Source organism: Achromobacter sp. B7, from assembly GCF_003600685.1.
Classification (GTDB): Bacteria; Pseudomonadota; Gammaproteobacteria; order Burkholderiales; family Burkholderiaceae_B; genus Achromobacter; species Achromobacter spanius_B.
Genome location: NZ_CP032084.1, coordinates 4,590,976 through 4,610,345 on the forward strand (window position 1 = coordinate 4,590,976; position 19,370 = coordinate 4,610,345).

Annotated in this window: 16 protein-coding genes; 8 read left to right on the forward strand and 8 right to left on the reverse strand. The window is 58.2% G+C overall.

The genetic code is table 11. The features are described from left to right. The first annotated feature begins 112 nt into the window (after nt 1–112). On the forward strand, nt 113–724 hold the full coding sequence (locus DVB37_RS28425) for a hypothetical protein (RefSeq protein ID WP_162941259.1): 612 nt from the start codon (nt 113–115) through the stop codon (nt 722–724). Nucleotides 725–1,541: 817 nt separating this feature from the next. Here DVB37_RS28425 and DVB37_RS20765 read toward each other — a convergent pair. The 4 genes from DVB37_RS20765 to DVB37_RS20780 all read right to left on the reverse strand — a co-directional run bounded on the left by DVB37_RS20765 (nt 1,542) and on the right by DVB37_RS20780 (nt 4,953). Further along, nucleotides 1,542–2,321 carry an HD domain-containing protein gene (locus tag DVB37_RS20765; protein WP_120157588.1) on the reverse strand — a complete coding sequence of 260 codons (780 nt, stop codon included), beginning with the start codon at nt 2,319–2,321 and terminating at the stop codon, nt 1,542–1,544. Nucleotides 2,322–2,527: 206 nt separating this feature from the next. After that, entirely contained in the window at nt 2,528–2,983 is a 456-nt protein-coding gene (locus DVB37_RS20770; protein WP_120156650.1) for a carboxymuconolactone decarboxylase family protein, read from the reverse strand. A 24-nt stretch (nt 2,984–3,007) separates the two neighbouring features. Next, nucleotides 3,008–3,424 (reverse strand): cupin domain-containing protein, encoded by a 417-nt coding sequence (locus DVB37_RS20775; protein WP_120156651.1) that lies wholly within the window; start codon nt 3,422–3,424, stop codon nt 3,008–3,010. A 119-nt stretch (nt 3,425–3,543) separates the two neighbouring features. After that, complete coding sequence (locus DVB37_RS20780; protein WP_120156652.1) at nt 3,544–4,953, reverse strand: PLP-dependent aminotransferase family protein; 1,410 nt, start codon at nt 4,951–4,953, stop codon at nt 3,544–3,546. Nucleotides 4,954–5,127: 174 nt separating this feature from the next. On the opposite strand from DVB37_RS20780, the gene DVB37_RS20785 reads away from it, so the two are divergent. Then, on the forward strand, nt 5,128–5,787 hold the full coding sequence (locus DVB37_RS20785) for an HD domain-containing protein (RefSeq protein ID WP_120156653.1): 660 nt from the start codon (nt 5,128–5,130) through the stop codon (nt 5,785–5,787). A 297-nt stretch (nt 5,788–6,084) separates the two neighbouring features. Here the strand turns inward: DVB37_RS20785 and DVB37_RS20790 are convergent, their stop codons facing one another. After that, nucleotides 6,085–7,047, reverse strand: coding sequence for a GlxA family transcriptional regulator (locus tag DVB37_RS20790; RefSeq protein WP_120156654.1), 963 nt, complete (start codon nt 7,045–7,047; stop codon nt 6,085–6,087). Nucleotides 7,048–7,301: 254 nt separating this feature from the next. On the opposite strand from DVB37_RS20790, the gene DVB37_RS20795 reads away from it, so the two are divergent. Beyond that, nucleotides 7,302–7,988 (forward strand): M24 family metallopeptidase, encoded by a 687-nt coding sequence (locus DVB37_RS20795; protein WP_120156655.1) that lies wholly within the window; start codon nt 7,302–7,304, stop codon nt 7,986–7,988. A gap of 298 nt (nt 7,989–8,286) precedes the next feature. After that, nucleotides 8,287–10,713, forward strand: coding sequence for an AAA family ATPase (locus DVB37_RS20800; RefSeq protein ID WP_120156656.1), 2,427 nt, complete (start codon nt 8,287–8,289; stop codon nt 10,711–10,713). Nucleotides 10,714–11,117: 404 nt separating this feature from the next. On the opposite strand, the gene DVB37_RS20805 is transcribed toward DVB37_RS20800, so the two are convergent. Further along, nucleotides 11,118–11,528 (reverse strand): antirestriction protein, encoded by a 411-nt coding sequence (locus tag DVB37_RS20805; protein WP_120156657.1) that lies wholly within the window; start codon nt 11,526–11,528, stop codon nt 11,118–11,120. Nucleotides 11,529–12,082: 554 nt separating this feature from the next. On the opposite strand from DVB37_RS20805, the gene DVB37_RS20810 reads away from it, so the two are divergent. Together DVB37_RS20810 and DVB37_RS28780 are read left to right on the forward strand one after the other, a co-directional pair. Beyond that, a complete protein-coding gene (locus DVB37_RS20810) occupies nt 12,083–12,457 on the forward strand; it encodes a hypothetical protein (RefSeq protein WP_120156658.1) in 375 nt (124 codons plus the stop codon). A 349-nt stretch (nt 12,458–12,806) separates the two neighbouring features. After that, nucleotides 12,807–13,181, forward strand: coding sequence for an SOS response-associated peptidase family protein (locus tag DVB37_RS28780; protein WP_240434164.1), 375 nt, complete (start codon nt 12,807–12,809; stop codon nt 13,179–13,181). 313 nt (nt 13,182–13,494) lie between these two features. Here the strand turns inward: DVB37_RS28780 and DVB37_RS28985 are convergent, their stop codons facing one another. Beyond that, on the reverse strand, nt 13,495–13,944 hold the full coding sequence (locus DVB37_RS28985) for a CrpP-related protein (RefSeq protein ID WP_371683082.1): 450 nt from the start codon (nt 13,942–13,944) through the stop codon (nt 13,495–13,497). A 202-nt stretch (nt 13,945–14,146) separates the two neighbouring features. Here DVB37_RS28985 and DVB37_RS20830 point away from each other — a divergent pair, with 202 nt between their 5' ends. Beyond that, on the forward strand, nt 14,147–14,317 hold the full coding sequence (locus tag DVB37_RS20830) for a hypothetical protein (RefSeq protein ID WP_240433948.1): 171 nt from the start codon (nt 14,147–14,149) through the stop codon (nt 14,315–14,317). A 1,305-nt stretch (nt 14,318–15,622) separates the two neighbouring features. Next, on the forward strand, nt 15,623–17,314 hold the full coding sequence (locus DVB37_RS20835; RefSeq protein WP_162941260.1) for a mechanosensitive ion channel family protein: 1,692 nt from the start codon (nt 15,623–15,625) through the stop codon (nt 17,312–17,314). Nucleotides 17,315–17,647: 333 nt separating this feature from the next. On the opposite strand, the gene DVB37_RS20840 is transcribed toward DVB37_RS20835, so the two are convergent. After that, entirely contained in the window at nt 17,648–19,192 is a 1,545-nt protein-coding gene (locus DVB37_RS20840; protein WP_120156661.1) for a PAS domain-containing sensor histidine kinase, read from the reverse strand. Nucleotides 19,193–19,370: the final 178 nt, after the last annotated feature.

Below are 19,370 nucleotides of genomic sequence, written 5' to 3' on the forward strand. Positions count from 1 at the left end.
CATGCCGTCCGCCTTCTCCGGATCGGATAGCGTCTGAATGGCAGCAAGTTCGGCGGTTGAGAGGCGGGCGTGATCGGCATTATGGCGGGCGATCCCTTCTTCCGAGGAGGCTGTGAGCGAGCCCCACCAGCAAATCCAGCCCGAGACGAAAGCTACTCTGCTTGCCACGTGCGCGCCAGACGTGGAATCGTTTGGGTGTGATGTCTATGCCGCATATCGCCCCAGCACGCCGATTTTCTTCGATCTGAACAATAACTTGCCGGAATTCGCTGGGCGGAATACAAGTACGGTCAGCCTCCAGAATCAGGCCACTCTCGGTCATGTCACACCAAACCTGCAAGGAAGACCTTTGAAAGACGTTGACCTTGCTGCATTGCAGATCGCCTGCCGGGATTTGGCGAGAGGCGCCCTATGGTCAGAACAGGGAACACCCGAGATTGCCGTGGCGAAGCTTGCGGGCGAATTCATGCGGATCGTAGCTACGCAAGTCGCAGACGTGATCGAATGTGGTCGAGATCCCAACATAGTCACACGTGCAGTCCGCTACCTGACCTATACCCATGTCGCTCCAGTCGGAGTCGATGTGAAATGGTGGTTCACTGAGTTGCTCTCTTGCCTAGTTGAACTCGCCGTGCCATCAATGATCCAGACACCCGAATCCAGCGCTTTCCTGCTCGATGCGCAAGAAGGTATCGCGGAATCTTTGGGGCTGGGAGAGGACTAGAGGCGGGGGCCTAAAAGAGCCCGGCCTATACTGAACTGACAGCTCCTTCCGACGCGTCAAGAAGAGGCAAGAGCTGCCCGCGATCGGCGTGAAATACGTAGCACTCAATACCTCGCCGGAGCCGGTTTGGATTTTCTGCTCCAATTGATGGTTGATGGGGGCCGGTGGGTATGTGGGAGAAGCGCGGGTAGCGGGTGGGCATACCCTGTGGTCAAGCGCGTGGTCAGGCGGAGCCTGTCCACCGTTTGTCCATCAGCGGTTGTCCACGGGCCGAGCACAGCGAGCCGGGCGGTCGCCAAGCGATCATCCACATATCCACGGGTCCGGATAAACGTGTTTTGATGGGGTGTTTAGCGGCTAAACAGACCGAAAGGTCTGCGATCGGCCAGCAGCGGTCCCCTGCTGGATGTGTCCGCTTCGACACCCTGTGTCCCATTCCCTCTTCCCAACGTGTATGGAAGTTGGACATTTTGACGTGCTCCGTCCAAAGTGGAAGACAAGGAATTTGCTTGACGTAACGCAGGGATGGCCGAGCCGCTTCCCACTAAGACGTGGCTGAGCAAGGCACCTTTTGGCATGTCGTCTGTGCTTTCAGATCCCCGGCCCTTAGCGCCTGGTGAAAATCTGACGGCGTATGAGCTTGGTGGAACCAGAGACGTCGTCCGCCCCGTGATGCGGAACGTTGGAAGGCCGATATCATGAAACCCATCCCTTCTGCCTCTTTTTCCTCGCCACGCGGGTTTCAAACTGAGGCACAACGGCGTGCCGCTCCACCGCGGCCCGTGGCTGCGACTAAAAGCGATACGCGCACTTACAGTTAACGTCCGATGGTCCAAGGTGATTCGAGCATTAGCTTACTGAAGTCCCGCCGGACGAAACTGGAATCCTTGTAGGCCATTACATCTGCTAGACCTGTGCCCTGAGTAGTCTGCGGTCGATGTTTGAGGCTGTCGTACAGGATCTGCATAAAGCGCTCAGAAAATTCCGGCGGGCGTGGGTGCGCCATCTCGACAGCGTCCAGCTGCGCCGACGTGAAGTTGTCAATCCCCGCACCGACAAGGTCCATATTGGCACCTTCCGCAAGAAGCGCGGCGATTGGAAACATGTGAGGTGAGATTCCATTCGTGGTGTGCAGCGCTATGGCAAGCCAAATCGTATGGCTGTCTGCTTGGGAAACTCCGCGACTGCGCAGGAAATTCTGCGCGGCGTTCGCGCCGTCCACCTCAAACCGCAACTGGCTCTGCTCGTAAGCACTCGTCACACCGAAGTCATGAAACATCGCTGCTACGTAGAGCAACTCCGGGTCATAACTAAGGTTTCTGCGGTTTCCTGCCAATGCCGCCCAATAGTAGACGCGAGTGGAGTGCTCGAAAAGGAGCTCGCCTTCTGCATCGCGGATGAGCTTGGCAGCGTCGCGTGCGAGATGACTGTCGGGAATTTTTACGCCTGCGACTTCAATTGGATTCGTCAAGGTTCGATCGTGCTCGCGAGGGAGGGCTTGCGCACGACTCGTCGCCGCTCCGCCTATCGCGCTGGCGGCTAGGACAGCAACGGCGAATGCCATCCAACCGCTCCAGATATAAGAACCAATTTTCATCATCTATTTCCTGTTAAGAAAGAACCCTGATTTCCGGCCGATCTCTTATCATCACCGCTTTCGCATGACGACCGAACCGGGACAGCTCGAAATGCGGGTGAAAGACTGCGTCCCTGCTTTTATCGATCTGGAGACGCGAGGTCCAATGCGGGGGCTCGGCCGTCGGAGCGTCCAATAGAATATGGTGCAAAAACCTGCGAGATGGTTTAGTTTTCCTTCAAGACCAGGGGCGTGTTCCGGAAGCTGATGGCCATACGGTTATAGGTATTCATCAGGCCGATGGCGATGGTCAGATCAACCAATTCGCGCTCAGTGAAAACCGTGCTGGCAACGTCATAGGCCGAATCTGGCACACCGGTCTGCGCCACCAGCGTTACCGATTCGGTCCACGCAAGTGCTGCGCGCTCCCGCAAATCGAACAGGTGCCCCCCTTCCCGCCACGCCTGCACGAGCGCAAGCTTTTCAACCTTCACACCTCTCTTCAGCAGATCGCGTGTATGCATGTCGAGGCAATAGGCGCAATTGTTGATCTGCGAGACGCGCAGGTAAACCAGATCGACGAGCACCGGCGGCAGTTCGCTCTGCATTACGTAGCCATAGACGCCGCCGAGCGCTTGGACGCCTGCGGGCGCAATTTCGGTGTAGTTGAGCCGCATGTTCATGGGTTCGCTCCTTGAAACGGTGCTTTAGTTGAATGGGGTAGTCAGCGCTTTGTCGTTGCTGTCTGTGACGAACACGGCGAGCAGCTTTGCAGGCTTTGTTTCGCTTGCATTGGCGCTTATGCGGTGCACCGCGCCGGGCTCCTCGAAGAAGCTCTCGCCGGCATGGTAGATGCGCTTCGGACCGTCATCCACTTGGGATTCGATGTCGCCGGATACGACGAAGGCATAGATGAAAGCTGAGTTCGCATGCTTATGCGCGGGCGACGCTGCCCCCGGCGCGTAATCGACGACGACAGCGGTCAATGACTTGCCCGGGATGTTAGGTATGCCGCGATGAAAGTTCGGTGTGACGATTTCAGTAGGGCCATGTGCAGATACTGGCGCGGCGATACTGAAGGTCATCGCTAAGCCGGCTGCTGCTAGGATGGATCGTAAGTTCATGGATGTCGGGCTCCTTTGTGCTCCCGAATTGTCGGGTGACATCGAGGCACGCAACAGCACCAGGAACGAACATTTTCAATGCACCAAGAAGCAACCGCGTAGAGGTGGCCGCTCTTCCGTCAGTTGCGCGGGCGAACGAGGTTCAGCAGACGGGAACAGTTGGCCCATAGCGTGTCTTCGTTCAGATTTGTGACCCCAAGCAGCAGTCCCTGCTGAGTCGGATTGCTCAAGTACCAAGGCGAAAGAGGCACTGGCGCCAAGCCTACACTTCGCGCACGCAGAGCGATATCGACATCCGACGAGGAGTCGGGAAGCTTGGCCACGACGGTCATTCCTGCGGCGGGCTGCACCTTGAGCGACTCCCTAGCCTGCTCGTTCAGACATCGAACGAGGGCTTCCTGCCGGGCAGCGTAAAGGCGCTTCATGCGCCTCAAATGGCGAAGATAGTGTCCGTCGTGCATGAACTCGGTCACAGCGTGCTGCACTGAAGAAGCAGGGGCCGGCGCAAGGCAGGCGACAACGTCACCGAAGCGGGGGGCCATATCCGGCGGGACCACCAGAAATCCTAACCGTAGGGCGGGGCTAATTGTCTTGCTGAAGGTTCCTATGTGCAGCACACGTCCATGCTCATCAAGCGAGGCGAGCGCCGGTGCGGCCCGTCCCTTCAACTGCAGCTCCCCGAGATAATCGTCCTCGACGATAAAGGCGTCGTGATTTTTGGCCCAGCAGAGAAGGGAAATTCGTCGCGCAAGTGACATTGTTGTGCCCAGCGGCGCATGCTGCCCAGGCGTCACCACCGCGAGGACCGCCTCGGGGGCCATCCGAACTCCTGCGTCAGTATCGAGTCCGTCCCCGTCTACTGGCACCCCTGTCACGGTCATGCCTGCCAGGCCCAGCGCCCGACGCGTGAGCGGAAATCCGGGGTCTTCCATCCAGGCTTGTCCGCCCTCAACTCGCAAGCCGCGAATCGCCAGATTGAGTGCGCCGGCGAAACCTGCCGTGACGAAGACCTGCGAGGGACTGCATCGAAGCCCGCGTGAGACGCCCAGATAGGCCGCGATCTCCTGGCGCAGGTGGGGCTCGCCGCGTGGATCAGGGTACCCTACAGGAGCCGCAGAAGCGCGGCGCGCTGCCCGCGCGTGAATGCGTGACCAGAGCTTGAATGGGAAGGCATCCTGCGCTGGAACACCCATTTGAAACGCCAGGGGAGCCACGCTAAATTCGTAGAATAGATCAGGAAGCGGCGGCGCCTCCGGAGACCACCTAATGGCCGCGGGAACCGGCCGCGCCGCTACCCGCGTGCCGGCCGCGCCTAGGCCGATCGCGAGTTGCTCGTCGATCAGGCGTTCGTAGGCGGCCCGCACAGTTCCTCTCGACACACCGAGCTGGGCGGCCAAATCCGACCAGGATGGCAACCGCGCACCTACCGCGAGCTGCCCCGACTCGATCGCGCCTCTAATCGAGTTGTAGATTTGCACCGAGAGCGGAATGCCTCCTGAGCGTTCGAGGCCGACAGAAAGGGTTGCCATGGACGCGATAGTACATCCGGAATTTTCGATCTTGGGCCTGTTCGAGGTGCCGCGCGCGGCGTAACTTTCTTCTTCCACCACCGACGGTCAGTCCCCCACGGCTAGCGTGAGCTAGCGGGTGCGACGCGGAAGCGTGACCAGAAAACTCATGTACTACACAATTCGAGCTACCCAATGACCCAAGATATAACCGCCCCGACGAACGGATTACGCGACATCGCGATCCCCGACAGCCCGTTGGCGCGCCACGCAGCCCAGCTCATTCGAGACACCGAAAGTGAGCTGTTATTCAATCATTCGACACGGGTCTATCTTTGGGGCGCGCTGTTGGGCGAAAGAAATGGGATTTCCTTCGACCCAGAGCTGCTCTACGTTGCATCCATGTTCCACGATATCGGCCTGACGTCGGACTATCGAGAAAGCGAACTTCGCTTCGAAGTGGACAGCGCCAACGCGGCGCGCGCTTTTCTGCGCAGCCATCATGTCGACGAGGCGGACGTAACGACGGTGTGGGCCGCTATCGCACTCCATACGACGCCGGGCATTCCCGAGCATATGCACGGCGAAATCGCGCTGGTACAAGCCGGTGCCGGGATGGACGTGGCTGGACGGGGCTTCGATGCGATCACCAGGGAGCAACGCGCAGCGGTCGTCAAGACCTACCCTCGGGGCGCGGATTTCGCCGCGAGCATTATTGATGCTTTCTATGAGGGAATGAAGCATCGCCCTGGCACTACGTTTGGCACGTTTAATGATGATTTCTTGGCTCACAAGGATCCGAGCTTCGAACGCGTGAACGTGTGCAGCATCATCCTGAATTCCAGGTGGGGTTGAGCGGACGGTTTGCCTCAGGGCTCGCGTCCCATCCTATTCATGCAAGCCAGCTGAGTCGAAGTCGAGGCGTGACTCCGCTATCGGCCTGATGCTGACCAGCGACAAAGTGCAATGTCATGTCACATCCTCAACTATTCGGACGACTCGCTTCAACACGGATGATCTGATCGCCATGCAGGGTTGGAGTCCATGCTGGTAACCAACTGACACCACCAGATCTACAAAACCAGCTTTCCCCAATGTGAAGATCAATTCATCTACACCCTACCAACGCAAAGGAAATAAAGATAGCTTGCCTCACCGCCCCAAGCGGAAGCTTGTCCGGTATTGGCTGGGTGACACCCCCAGCCGACGGGTGAATACCTCGCGCATGCGGCGGGCGTCGCGAAATCCGCATTCGTACGCCACGGTCTTCAATGGCGCCAGGTCGCGTTCCAGGCGCGCCCGCGCGGCGTCCACCCGGGCGCTTTCCACGAATTCCGCGGGCGTCACACGCGCATCGCGCCGGAACACCCGCGAGAAATTGCGGCGGCTCATCCGGGCAACGGCCGCCAACTCCGCTAGCCCCAGCTGACCGGACAGGTTCTCCAGCACAAACTGCTGCACGTGCGCCACCGCCGAGGTCTCCTCGACAAACGGCGTCAGAAACGGACTGAACTGCGACTGCCCGCCCGCGCGCTGCGTGAACACCACGAGCCGCTTCGCCACGTTCAGCGCGACCTCAGGCCCATGGTCCTGCGCCAGCAGATAGAGCGACAGGTCGATCCCCGCCGTGACGCCCGCCGACGTGTGCAGGCGGCCATCCTGCAAATACAGCCTATCCGCCTCGACCCGCAACTCTGGGTATTCCGCGGCCAACGCCTGCGCATCGTTCCAGTGGGTGGTTACAACTGCGCCGTCCAGCAGACCCGCGCGCGCCAGCAGGAAGGCGCCGTTGCAGATGGACCCATACCGCGGCGCGAGCCGACAGGCGGCGCGCAACCAAGCTAGCGCCTCGGCCGGCTCGCGTTGCGTCGGCACGTCCGGACCGCCCGCGACCAGCAGCAGGTCGGGGCTGTCAGACACCTCGGCGAAGTAACGCTGTGGCAGGATAGTCATGCCGTTAGAGCACGGAACGGCGCCGCGTGTGAGACCGATGAGCTCCAGCCGGTATTGCCGGGCAGGCAGCAGGAAGCGGTTCGCTTCCGCGAACACATCCATGGGGCCGCTGACGTCCAGGGCCTGCACGCCGGGAAACACGAGAAGGGCGACGGTTTTCATGGCGGTTAACGGACGCCGAAGAGAAAAACGCTACGTTAGCTCAGCGTCGGCCAGGCGCACCAGCGCTCCCGCGCCCATGGCCGTTAAACGGGCCAAGGCGGCCGGAAAGCGCCCTTGTCCGCCGGTCTGGCCCGGTATCGCGCCAGACTGGCACGATTTCGTCCCGCACTTTCCTGTCAGACACCCCTCATCCGCCCAGACTGTCACCTATCCAGCGCGGCATGCCGCCGCGCCAAGCCCACAGGAACCCCGCCATGACGATGCCTCTCTCCCCCGCCAGCGAATGCGTTGGCCCCGCCTTCTCCGTGGACGGCATGCTGCGGGCGCGCAACAATACGCGCCAAGCCATAGCCGACATCGCGGCCCGCATCCAGCCGGGCATGGTGGAGGAAGACGCGGTAAAGCTCGCCAAGCAGACGCTCATCGACGCCGGCATGGCGCTGAGCTGGCATCCCACGCGCGTGCGGTTCGGCGCCAATACACTCAAGTCCATGCGCCAACCCTCAGTACCGGGTGCGGTACTGGGCGAGCATGACATCTTCTTTCTGGACATCGCGCCCCGGCTCGACGCCTGGGAGGGCGACGGCGGCAAGTCGTACGTAGTGGGCAACGATGCGGAGCAAGCCCGGTGCGCGCGCGACGCCGAAGTCCTCTTTCACGACGTTCGCAACAAATGGCTGCGCGAACGCCTAACTGGCCAAGCGCTCTACGCCTATGCCGACCGCCAGTCGCGCGCAATGGGCTGGGAACTGAATTTCGACCTGCCAGGCCACCGCATCTCCGACTTTCCCCACGCGGCCATCTACACGGGGTCGCTCGCCGACCTGGAGATCGCGCCGTCGGAAATGCGCTGGATTCTTGAGATCCATCTTCTGGACCCACGCCGCCAATTCGGTGCATTCTTCGAGGACATGCTGCTGGACGACGCGCAGTACGGATGAAGGCAGACGGAGGCGGGGCCTAGAACCGTCCGATGCACCGTCCGCCTCTTCTGCGCGCTGTGCCCGACGAGCTGGCGGCCGCCACGCGCGAGCGTCACCTCTCGGCCAGAAGCGGCCGTTCAGGTGTGTCGTCGGTGAAACATCCAGGCGTCAGATCCACTCTGTAGCCGGTCACTTGATTATCGAAGGAAAGTCCTCCTTGCTCGGAAAGGAATTGTCTTGCACAAGGTGAGCCTTGTAGACTGAAGCAACATTCTGTTTCGAACAGCCCGAGGGCCGCTATAGGAGGACTAAGCCGGTGATTAATCAGATAGACATAGCAAGCTTTGGTAGCTTCCAAGGTCTGGAGTGGAAAAAGACCGTTCGGGACAGCGGCAAAAACGTCAAGCTCTTCCAGCGTCTGAACATCCTCTATGGACGCAACTACTCTGGCAAGACAACTCTCTCTCGCGTCTTTCGTGCGCTGGAAACGCGCAAGCTCCCCCTGAACTATATTGGCTCGTCCTTCACGGTGACTGGTGAGAAAGGTGCGGTCACCGATGCTGACCTGCTGACGCACAACTATGACGTGCGGGTCTACAACCGCGACTTCGTGACCGACAACCTGAGCTTCCTAGTCAATCAGGAGATCGGAGGCGTTATCAAGACCTTCGCCATCGTCGGCGAGCAGAACAAGGAGATTGACGACGCCATTGCTGCCATCGAGGCCAAGCTTGGTAGTGTGGAGGGCAAGGCTGGACTGCGTTTTGACCTGGAGGCCAAGAAGAGAGAGCGCGATCGCACCAAGACAGCCCACAGCACGGCTTTGAACGGTCTGGAACAGAAGCTGCGCTCACATGCTGCTGAGAAGATCAAGAAGAATCCCCTGTACCGTGTGCCCGTCTACACCATCGACCATATCAAACGCGACATTGCTTCCACCTGTACGCCCGGCTTCATCGCCCTGAGCCCTGAGGAACAAGCAAGCAAGCTCACCTTGCTCAAGCAGGAAGCCCTACCTGACATCGAAGGCACTCTGGCCATCACTCTCCAGCTGGAGTTGCTGAAGGCCACTGCTGAACCTCTTCTGTCCAAGGCGATAACGCCTACCAAAGCGATTGAAGAGCTGCTAAAGGACAGCGCTTTGCAGCTTTGGGTCAAGGAAGGTATCGGACACCACCGGGACAAACGGGACACCTGTGCCTTCTGCCGACAGGACTTGCCGCACGACATTTGGCAGATGCTGGACGAGCACTTCAGCAAAGAGTCGGGCGACCTGGAAACCGCCTTGGATGCTGCTATAGCGTCAGTCACGGACGAGATCAAGTCCATCGCTGGGCTCAATACCTTTACAGGTACTCAGTTTTATGCGGATGAGCGTACCGCATTTGAAGCGAGCAGCAAGGCACTGTCGGAAGCACTTGGTGTCTACAAAAAGGACTTGGAATTACTGAAGAAGTCGCTTGAGACTCGCAAGAACAACCTGTTCCAGCTCGTGCTTCTGAAGCCCCCTTCCCATGACGCCAAGGAGATCGAGAAGCATGTTCAGGACATCAATGCGCTGATCGTCACGAGCAACGGCAAGACGAGGACCCTGGAAAAAGACAAGACTGCTGCCATAGATGCACTTCGCATGGCTAACGTGTTCGCGTTTGCTGATGCGATCACCTATGACAAGGAGGTTGCCCGCATAGCCACCCTAAAGGCCGGCGCCGACACGGCAGGCACGGCCCATGCGGAAGCGGAAAAAGAGATCCGTGACGCGGAAGCAGAGGTCCAAAATTTGAGAGCCAGGCAAAAGGATGAGCGGAAGGGGGCCGAGCGAGTCAACTCCCTGCTCAACAACTTCTTCGGCCATGACGGTATCAAGCTTGAAGCGCGCGACGGCGCAGACAAAGCCACGGTCAAGTTTGAAATCACGCGAAACGGCAACGCCGCGTACAACCTCAGCGAAGGGGAGTGCAGCCTGATTGCCTTCTGCTATTTTATTGCCAAGCTGGAAGACCCTGAGAGCAAAGGCAAAGAACTGATTATCTACATTGATGATCCAATTTCTAGCCTAGACGGAAACCATATCTTCTTCATGTTCAGCTTGATTGAGAGCTTGATTGCCAAGCCGATCAAGAATGCTGACGGTTCAAACGCCTACCGCTACAAGCAGCTTTTTATCTCCACCCATAATCTGGATTTCCTGAAGTACCTCAAGCGCCTGTCCATTCCGAAGAAGAAAATCACTGCTGGTGAAGGCAAGACGAAAAGTGCCGATGACCACGAACATTTCATGATCGAGCGCAACGGCGCTTCAAGCAACATCTTGCTCATGCCGTCTTATCTCAAAGATTACATAACTGAGTTTCACTACCTCTTCCATCAAATCTACAAGTGCAAAGATCAATCTGCCGCAGCAGATAGCCATGAACCATTTTTCGGCTTTGGCAACAACCTGCGAAAATTCCTAGAAGCCTTTCTGTTCTTCAAGTACCCCTATCATGATGATAGAAATGACGCCTTTGAACGGATCAAGAAATTCTTTGGGGAAGAGGAAGATACAGCAGTTGCACTGGTAAATCGGCTTAACAACGAGTTTTCGCATCTGGAGGCCATCCCAGATAGAGGCTTTAAGCCCGTGGAAATTCCTGAGATCGCCAAGGTAGCCAACTATGTCCTGGACAAGATTTACGCTGCCGACAAGGTGCAATATAACGCTTTGTTGAAGAGCATTGGAGAGCCTGAGCGAGTGGGCTGAAGAATCGCTCGCAATGTTCGATTGTTGGACGGAGGCCGCCACATAAATCAATCCATGCCGAACGGCCGCTCCGGGTCGAAATCGGTCGGACAAGTGGTGCTATCTCCGGATGGGCCGGCCCGTAAAAACACTCTTATGGCTTGACATCGAACACAGTTACTCAAGTGTCGAAGACGGCCGGCGGCCGCAAGTGACGCCGGCGCAGCCGGCGTCGCGCCGCACTTGAACGCGAGAACGACGTGGCACCCTGACCGGCAAAGCAGACCCGCCACCCCGTATGGCTTGCAACGGTCCAACTTCGAAGAGCAGCCGTTGCCCTGCAGCGTCGCTTAGCAGGGGCTGAGCCACGATGGGCTGATGGCGCGCAGAAGCAGAAAGGCCCGCCGAAGCGGGCCGGGATGGCGTCAATCGATCGCGGCGAAAATGGCTTTTGCCTCGGCGTGTTCGCCGGCGAAGTCGCGCAGGGCGTGATACTTCTCGGCTAGGTCGTCGCTACGGTATTGGCTGCACAGTTCGCAGAGCGCGTACAGCGTTGCCACGATGCCGGCGGCGTCCGCCGACATGGTCCGGTCGCACCAGTTCATCGGCCACACGATGTGAAGCGTCTCGTAGTCGGCCGGGGCCATGTAGAAGCCGTTCGGGATCTCGTAGTAGTGCCAGTAGCCGCCGCTGTACTCCTGCGACAGGCGATCCAGCCAGTTGTAGACGGAGATTTCCCCGCGCAGCATCAGGCGGATGCCGAAGTGTTTGGGCAAGAAGGCCAGACGATCGTGATCGGGAACCAGGCGGGCTTTAGCGAGGGTGGCGTGCGTCATGTAGTGCTCCTTGGTAGAGGGCCCCAGCCAGGGTGGCGGGACGGGAGCACTGGCGCCCTGCGGAACAAGCGCCGGGGGCAAGGGGACGTGGAATATAAAGTGAGCGCAGCGAGCGGCTATATGCCGCGAAAGCCCCTTGCGCCTGGCGCGCGCAGGGCCAAGATGCGCCCAGGCCTGACACCCAGGCTGGTCCCGTTCCCAGCACCATACCGTTCGCCTTGTCCGAATCGGATGGCGTCCCTATAACAGCAAGTGCGGCGGCTGAGAGCCGGGGCGTGATCAGCGTTGTGGCGGGCGATTCCCCTTACGAGGATGCTGTGCGCGAGCCGCACCAACAAGTCTGGCCAGAGACGGAAGCTACTCTGCCTGCCACGTGCGCGCCAGACGTGGAATCGTTTGGGTACGCTGCCTATGCCGCACATCACTCCTGCAGCCCGATTTTCTTCGATCTGAACAATAGCTTGCCGGAATTTGCGGGGAGGAATACAAGTACTGTCAGCTGCCAGGACCCGGCCACTCTCGGTCCTGTCATACCAACCCTTCAAGGAAGGCCTTTGAAAGACGTTGACCTTGCTGCATTGCAGATCGCCTGCCGGAATTTGGCGAGAGGCGCCCTATGGTCAGAACAGGGAACTCCCGAGATTGCCGTGGCGAAGCTTGCGGGCGAATTCATGCGAATTGCAGCTACGCAGGTCGCTGACGTGATCGAATGTGGTCGAGATCCCAACATAGTCACACGCGCGGTCAGCTACCTTACCTACACCCATGTCGCTCCTGTTGGAGTTGATGCGAAATGGTGGTTCACTGAGTTGCTCACTTGCCTGGTTGAACTGGCCGTGCCATCAATGATCCTGACGTCCGAATCCAGGGCCTTCCTGCTCGATGCGCAAGAAGGGATCGCGGAATCTTTAGGGCCGGGAGAGGACTAGAGGCACGAGCCAAAAGAGCGCAGCCTATACTGAACTGATAGCTCCTTTCCACGAGCTCAGCGATGTGCGGTCGAATTGTCCAGAAATCGGGTCCGCTAAACTACGTTGAGCGGATCTTTACCAACCAGAGCCAGATCTTCGCGGACCCAACGGGGCCGCGATTCAACATACCCCCGGGCACGCGCCCGCTTACTTTGCATCGCCTGGCTGAAGGCACCGAGGCCATAGGTAAGCTGCCGTGGGGTTACAAGCGCCCCGACTCCAAACACTTCATGAGCAACGCGAAGCTGGAGACCATCCTGAAAACGGATGGCCCTGGCGCTTTCTCATCGGGGCTGGCCGCATTCTGGTGCCGGCATACGGCTGGTACGAGTGGCCCGTGCTTGCGGACGGCACGAAGCAGCCCCACTACATTCACGGTGATGGCCCGCTCTACTTTGCGGCGCTCACCGCGTGGAAACCGGGCACCGAACTCGATGCCGCGCACGGATTCGCTATCGTGACGAACGACACCGAAGGGGGGATGGTGGACATCCACGCCAGGCGGCCTGTTGCGCTGCCATCGGATGTCGCTTGGCGATGGATCAACCCGTCCTACCTGACGGACGACGCCCGGGAGCTGTTGAACAAAGGCGTGCCTGAAGACGCCTTCACCTGGCACCCGGTGCGACAAGAGGTGGGAAATTCGAAATATCAGCTTGCGGACGCCATAGAACCAATATAACGGCGCCAGCGGTTCGTTGCGTCCCCGACCTGTAGTCCGCCCCGAAGTTAGCGGCTGAACAACTCCCAGCAACTAGGCTGAGCCGTCTAGCGGGCGACATCGGGAACAATCTTTGCGGGGACCTGTCTTCGGCTAAACCATGCCAGCGTGCGTAAAAAAAATGGCGATGAACTCAGACGAAATTCTTGCAACGATGATCCTTCGCTCCCCCCCTCCACTTCATTTCGGGGACTGGGCGGACATCCTGGATGAATACGCTTCCTGCCTAGAGAGATGCAGTGGGAAACTGGATGCCGAAGAACTCGACCGCCTGTTAGAGGTCGGCGCCATGTTCTATCGAACGCTCGCGCGTGCGGAAGCCTATCGGAAGTGCGTCATCACGGACCCGTGACGCCAGCCGCGGCCTGCAAACATCCTGAACAGATCGCCACCCCGCTTCCCAAGCGTCCACAGCTGCCTGCCACTCATGAATCGGCTGTCCACTATGCGCCGGCATGTTGTGGGCCTTCAAGAAAGGGCACGAAAATATCGAGTCGCCTCGGCGCGCGGCCATCGCACCCAGTTCCATAACGCAACGCATGATGGTTCTCCGAGAGACGGTTTCGTTAGTTTCCCGAACCACTGCGGTTGGGTCAACCAGTGCAACAATTCGAGGCATAACTGACACACTGCGGCGCGTAGACATCTCAGTCGCTGCAGCGCGGGACCGCAGTGCCCAGCCTCGGCCCACTGGCCGGCATGGCGCGCACGCGGCCCTATCCATTCAAGGGCGTAGCAGTACTCGGTTTATACTGTTCATCCATACAGTACTACTCCACCCTCACATCATGCTTTGCACTGTCACTCGTACCCATCATCTTGGCGTAAAACGTCACGACCGGGACCCTGGTCCGGCGCTCACCGGCACGGTTCGGATGTACTCCATCATGCGCGATGACATGAAGCGGTACATACGCGTCATGACTATGGACGGCCTTCAAAAGTTCGGGGCGGCCGACAAGGGCGCGATACCCGACCTGTTACAGCCGGAATTGCTAACGTTCTCGTCGGACCGAGGCATGATGGTCTGCGGCTTTGAAGAGATCGACGGTCGACGCTACTACCAGGGATGGTGGATGCGCTGGATCCAATCATGACTTCGTTGCGTATTTAGGCGCCCGGATAGCGGACGGCACGAAGACGCCCGTTACCCTCGAACGATCGATTCCGTCTTACGTTTGATGGCTCTTTCAGAGTGCGCTTGGTAAGTCAACGATCGACTCTATGTCGCGAACACGCCGTGGAATGACCATCTGCTCCAATCACTGAGGAAAGGGAGATGAAGGCCATCGGCGACGAACGATAGTGTTGGCCCCTGTGCCGGGTTACATGCTCGGCTTCGTTTTCCCTGAACGACGTGCAGTAGTACCTACCGTGCCTGTTTTGAAGTTATCCATCTTTTGGCTGCTTGATGGGGGCCGGTGGGTATGTGGGAGAAGCGCGGGTAGCCGGTGGGCATACCCTGTGGTCAAGCGCGTGGTCAGGCGGAGCCTGTCCACCGTTTGTCCATCAGCGGTTGTCCACGGGTCGAGCACAGCGAGCGGAGCGGTCGCGAAGCGATCGTCCACATATCCACGGGTCCGGATAGACGTGTTTTGAATTTGGTGTTTAGCGGCTAAACATAACCGAAAGGCCTTAAATGGCCATGAACGGTCTGTCGTTCGCCTATGCGAAAATTGGCGGGGCCTCATCCGCCGTTGTATCCGGCATGTAATGCCGCCGTTTGGTTGGCACCGTCAGAAGTTCAGGCCGGACGCAGGCCTTCGCCATGCGTCCAGATCCGCTACAGGACCTTGGACTGCCCGATCGTCTACCTTGAGCATGTTCGCTCGCGTGTTCTTGGCCAGGGAATAGCGAAGGACTTGCTTCTCACCCTCGGTGAGTGACGAAAGCCTGCGCATGACATGTTGGCGAACAGAGCGCCGAAAAAGTCTGTCCATGAGGCTTTAAAAACTGGAGCGAAGATCTTTCAATATCAGAAAGCATGATCTGATGGTTGAGCAAAAACGCCCCTCCGCAGCCGCCTCGGGATATAGGAAATTGGATGGCGCGTACCCGGCTTTCTTTCCGAGGCACGAACCCGTGTGTTCTCGCGCGCGCACCGCCTACCTTTCTTCTAGGAGGCGGTGCTAGTTTCCAAGCTCGCCGCTAATTGGCGGCGGCGTAGGCGCGGCGCCGCAGTCAAAATCTTGACCTCCCCACGCCGAGGGCGTGGGCATTGGACTGCAATGTTATGCTCCTGGCCCAAATAAGTTAAGGCAAGAATGCCTACCAAAATGTCACCCCTTTTGATAGCGTGCGACATCCAGGGAGCCACGCGAACAATCCCAGGACAGGGCATGGCGTGCTGAAAGTATTCCGTGGGAATGTCGCCCTCAACCGGGCCATCGAAGGAGAGATAAGTGGCAGATCTAAGTTCTTACCGGGCTAAGTTGACATGGACTGTCCTCGGTTTTTGCATCGCGCTGCTTGCTTCAGCGGCGGTTGCATCTTCGTTGCCGAACAACGGCGGGAATCCGTTGATGCCGGTCAATAGAGCAAGCCCGAGCGAGACCTATCAGTCTTTGATTTCTGGGGCGCAACGCCTCGAAGAGTCATACGCCCGCTACAAGACGGACAAGAGCTTCGCCAACCTACGCGAAGTTCGGTATCAGTTTGATCGCCTACGAGGGCTTTTAGATCTGAGCGGACTGCCGTCGGCAAATCGAGTAAAGGTTGGCAACGCTTCGTTAACCTACCTTGCGGATATCCTCAGCCGGCTAGCGCCCCTTGATCCGCACTCCATTCCAGGGGCGACTTCGACCGACAAAGCGCTGCCAGCACGTTGGACAATACCAGGCACCGATATCCAGCTCGCGCGCGTGGAAAGTGGGCCCAGTGCAGGGGACTACCTCGTCACCAGCGACAGCATCGCACGTCTAGCCGACTATTACGGACGCGTGCGCAATCTTCCCCTTCAGGCCCCACGCCAATATGCTTCCTTCCATCGCGAGCACATCAGCGCAACGGGACCTCTGATTCCCGGTTGGCTAACAGACAATATCCCTGACGCGTTGAGAGTTGTCTATCTCGACACACCGGTGTGGAAGATCATTGCCATCGCGCTTGTCGGACTTACGATGCTCGGGCTGGCCTATGGATGGACCGTTGTGGCTCGACGACGGGGGCAACACGGAGGTGAACTGCGAAGGCTTGCGTGGCGGATAACCATACCTCTAACGCTTCTAGCCATCTATTTCGTTGCGGATTGGTATGTTATTGCGCATATCAATCCTGCGGGGAACTTTGCTACGGGTGAGAGTCTTATTGCGACGGCGGCCTTTTACGCTATCGTTGCATGGGCGGTATGGCTCGGGTGTTTTTTGTTGGCCGAAGCCACCATCAAGGCGCCTCGAAGGACGGGAAACAGCCTCGACGCTCACTTGTTGCGGCTTGCCGCGCGAATCGCTGCAATTGGCTCTGTTGGAGGCATCCTCGTCTATGGCGCGAACGAAATCGGCATACCGGCCTATGGTCTTATCGCCGGTATAGGTGTAGGCGGATTCGCGCTGGCGCTGGCTGCGCAATCCACCATTGAAAATCTGATTGGCGGGGTGGCGCTATTCGTGGACCGCCCGTTTCGTATCGGGGACACTATTCGTTTCGGCGACCAGCGCGGCACGGTCGAGACGGTAGGAACTCGGTCAAGCCGAATTCGAGCTCTGGATGGGACGCTAGTCACTGTACCGAATAGTGATCTAGCAAAAATGAAGATCGTGAATTTCACGGCTCGCGACAAGTGTCTATTCGTACACACCCTTTCGCTTGACGTAGCCAACTCCGCAAGCAAGATCAGACTCCTACTGGATCGCCTTCACAGTCTGATTGCGTCCCACGAGATGGTCGAAAAGTCGGAAGGTTGGCCTCGCGTCCGTTGTACCGGCGTCGCAGTTGGACGCATTGAAGTGGAGCTGCGAGCCCAGATTTCGACGGCGCACTATGGCCAGTTTCTCGCCGTCCAGGAGGCGCTGCTCTTACAGGCGATCGAAGCGGTCGAAGAAACTGAAATCAAGCTCTCCGCGCCCTTACTTTCCAGAGCATACAAGGCAACATAGCCGGCAAATCAGAACGGGAGAATCGCTCGCTATCCGTGGTTGACTCAAGCGGACACATCAATTTCCGAGCCAGAACAGAGACCAGCATCGGCCAAGCGACTTCGTGAGCGTGTCCCGAAACACCAAACCCTCGCGCCAGCGCGATGCCCTTCCAACAACGTATCTCCGAAACCCGGACCCTTGCCTTCCTAGAACTACCATGCTCTAGTGCAGGATCTCTCTGGAAAACCAGCGCCCTTGTAGGGGCGCTTTCTTTTGCTCCTCTGGGATAGGAGGCGTGATTGACGGCACCAGCGCCGGTGTCACGCTCCAGGCATGGCTTTCTCTCCAGCGCTAGCTGTCTTCAGGTGCATGCAGAACACGCGTCAAAGTGTCAATTGAGTACGGCTTTTGCATAACCGGAAATGGTACGGCCGCTTCGCCACTGATAGCGTCACTATATCCGCTGGCTAGCACGACCCGTACGTTAGGCCATTGCTTTCGGATATGGCGACCCAGCTCTACGCCATTCATCCCCGGGAGCACAACGTCGAGAATCGCAATGTCGCACGCACCCGCTTTGTCCGTTAGATGTGCCAGCGCCGCTTCCGCATCAAGCACCCAAGTTGCTTGGTGGCCCAGGTCCTCTAACATCGTAAACACCACCTCGCCCACCATGCGATTGTCTTCCACCAGCAAGACGCGATTCCGCACGTGCGGGCGATCAGACCGCCGAGCGTTCGTATCGCCGGCTTTGGGTGTGGAATCCGCAGCGGGCAGGTAAAGGGTTATTGTTGTCCCATTTCCTAACTGGCTCTGGACTTCGACATCACCTCCGGACTGCCTGACGAAACCCTGTACTTGGCTTAGGCCAAGACCCGAATTGTCGTGGTGGCCTTTAGTCGAGAAGAACGGTTCGAAAATGTGCTTAGCGACGTCTTCTTCCATCCCAGTGCCGGTGTCCTCCACGGCCACTGCAACGTGCGGCGCATCCGAATTCATACTTCCGCTCAGCGTCGGCGCCCCGTCAATTCCTTGCACCGAAATAGTCAGGCGACCGCCTGAGGGCATCGCGTCCCGCGCGTTTATCACCAAGTTCAAAAGCGCCGATTCAAGTTGGGCCGGGTCTGCGTAGATAGTCGTATTTCCGGCGCCAATCTCATACGCTACGGCGATGGAAGAGCCAACCGATGCCTCGAACAGTTCTCGAAGCGATGAGAGGCTGTCACGCACGTCGAATACGTGCGGCTTCAGAGGCTGCTTCTTCGCGTATGCCAAGAGTTGACGGGTTAGTTGAGCCGCCTTCTCCGTAGTGTCGGAAATGATCCCCACGTATCGCATCAGCGAAGGCGGCATCTCCCCCGCCCTCTTCAGAAATTCGGCGGAGAATCGGATCGCCGTTAAGAAATTATTGAAGTCATGGGCGACGCCTCCCGTCAAACGTCCAATTGCTTCCATGCGATGAGCTTGGTGCATCGCATCGCGCGCGGCTTGGAGTTCCTCCCGGTGTCTTCTTTGTTCAGTAATGTCGCGCGTGATCTTCGCGAAGCCCACATGTTGGCGTTCACCATCATAGACTGGGTCAATGACGACGCTACACCAGAAGCGAGTTCCGTCCTTTCGCACGCGCCAGCCTTCTGCTTCAAAGCGCCCTTCCTTTTTTGCCGTTTCCAGCGCGCGCTGGGGCACGCCTTCGGAGCGGTCTTCCTCGGTGTAAAAGACAGAGAAATGTTGGCCAATAATCTCCTCTTCTTTATAGCCCTTGAAACGCTCCGCGCCCGGGTTCCAACTACTGACCCGGCCGCTTGCGTCCAGAAGATAAATTGCGTAATCCATCACCGCATCTACGAGGAGTCGATAACGGTCTTGTTCGGGAAACCCTGAAGGCGATTCTGGCATGCTAGTTCTTGATAGTCGTAAATTGGTTCGAAGTTGCTCGGGGGAAGGTGCAAGCCACCTAGTTTCGTGATCGTACGCTGTGGGTGCCCCACCGAAACGGGGACACCCTTATTTCTGCGCGCTCGCTACGCATGAGCCTGCAAGCTCATGACCTCTTGGCGCTGCGATCTTATAGAAG

What these genes read in the sequence shown, in the direction of transcription:
- DVB37_RS20765 (WP_120157588.1), bottom strand. Translation starts at nt 2,321, where the DNA reads ATGAAAATTGGTTCTTATATCTGGAGCGGTTGGATGGCATTCGCCGTT.
- DVB37_RS20770 (WP_120156650.1), bottom strand. Translation starts at nt 2,983, where the DNA reads ATGAACATGCGGCTCAACTACACCGAAATTGCGCCCGCAGGCGTCCAA.
- DVB37_RS20775 (WP_120156651.1), bottom strand. Translation starts at nt 3,424, where the DNA reads ATGAACTTACGATCCATCCTAGCAGCAGCCGGCTTAGCGATGACCTTC.
- DVB37_RS20780 (WP_120156652.1), bottom strand. Translation starts at nt 4,953, where the DNA reads ATGGCAACCCTTTCTGTCGGCCTCGAACGCTCAGGAGGCATTCCGCTC.
- DVB37_RS20785 (WP_120156653.1), top strand. Translation starts at nt 5,128, where the DNA reads ATGACCCAAGATATAACCGCCCCGACGAACGGATTACGCGACATCGCG.
- DVB37_RS20790 (WP_120156654.1), bottom strand. Translation starts at nt 7,047, where the DNA reads ATGAAAACCGTCGCCCTTCTCGTGTTTCCCGGCGTGCAGGCCCTGGAC.
- DVB37_RS20795 (WP_120156655.1), top strand. Translation starts at nt 7,302, where the DNA reads ATGACGATGCCTCTCTCCCCCGCCAGCGAATGCGTTGGCCCCGCCTTC.
- DVB37_RS20805 (WP_120156657.1), bottom strand. Translation starts at nt 11,528, where the DNA reads ATGACGCACGCCACCCTCGCTAAAGCCCGCCTGGTTCCCGATCACGAT.
- DVB37_RS28985 (WP_371683082.1), bottom strand. Translation starts at nt 13,944, where the DNA reads ATGGATAGGGCCGCGTGCGCGCCATGCCGGCCAGTGGGCCGAGGCTGG.
- DVB37_RS20830 (WP_240433948.1), top strand. Translation starts at nt 14,147, where the DNA reads ATGGACGGCCTTCAAAAGTTCGGGGCGGCCGACAAGGGCGCGATACCC.
- DVB37_RS20840 (WP_120156661.1), bottom strand. Translation starts at nt 19,192, where the DNA reads ATGCCAGAATCGCCTTCAGGGTTTCCCGAACAAGACCGTTATCGACTC.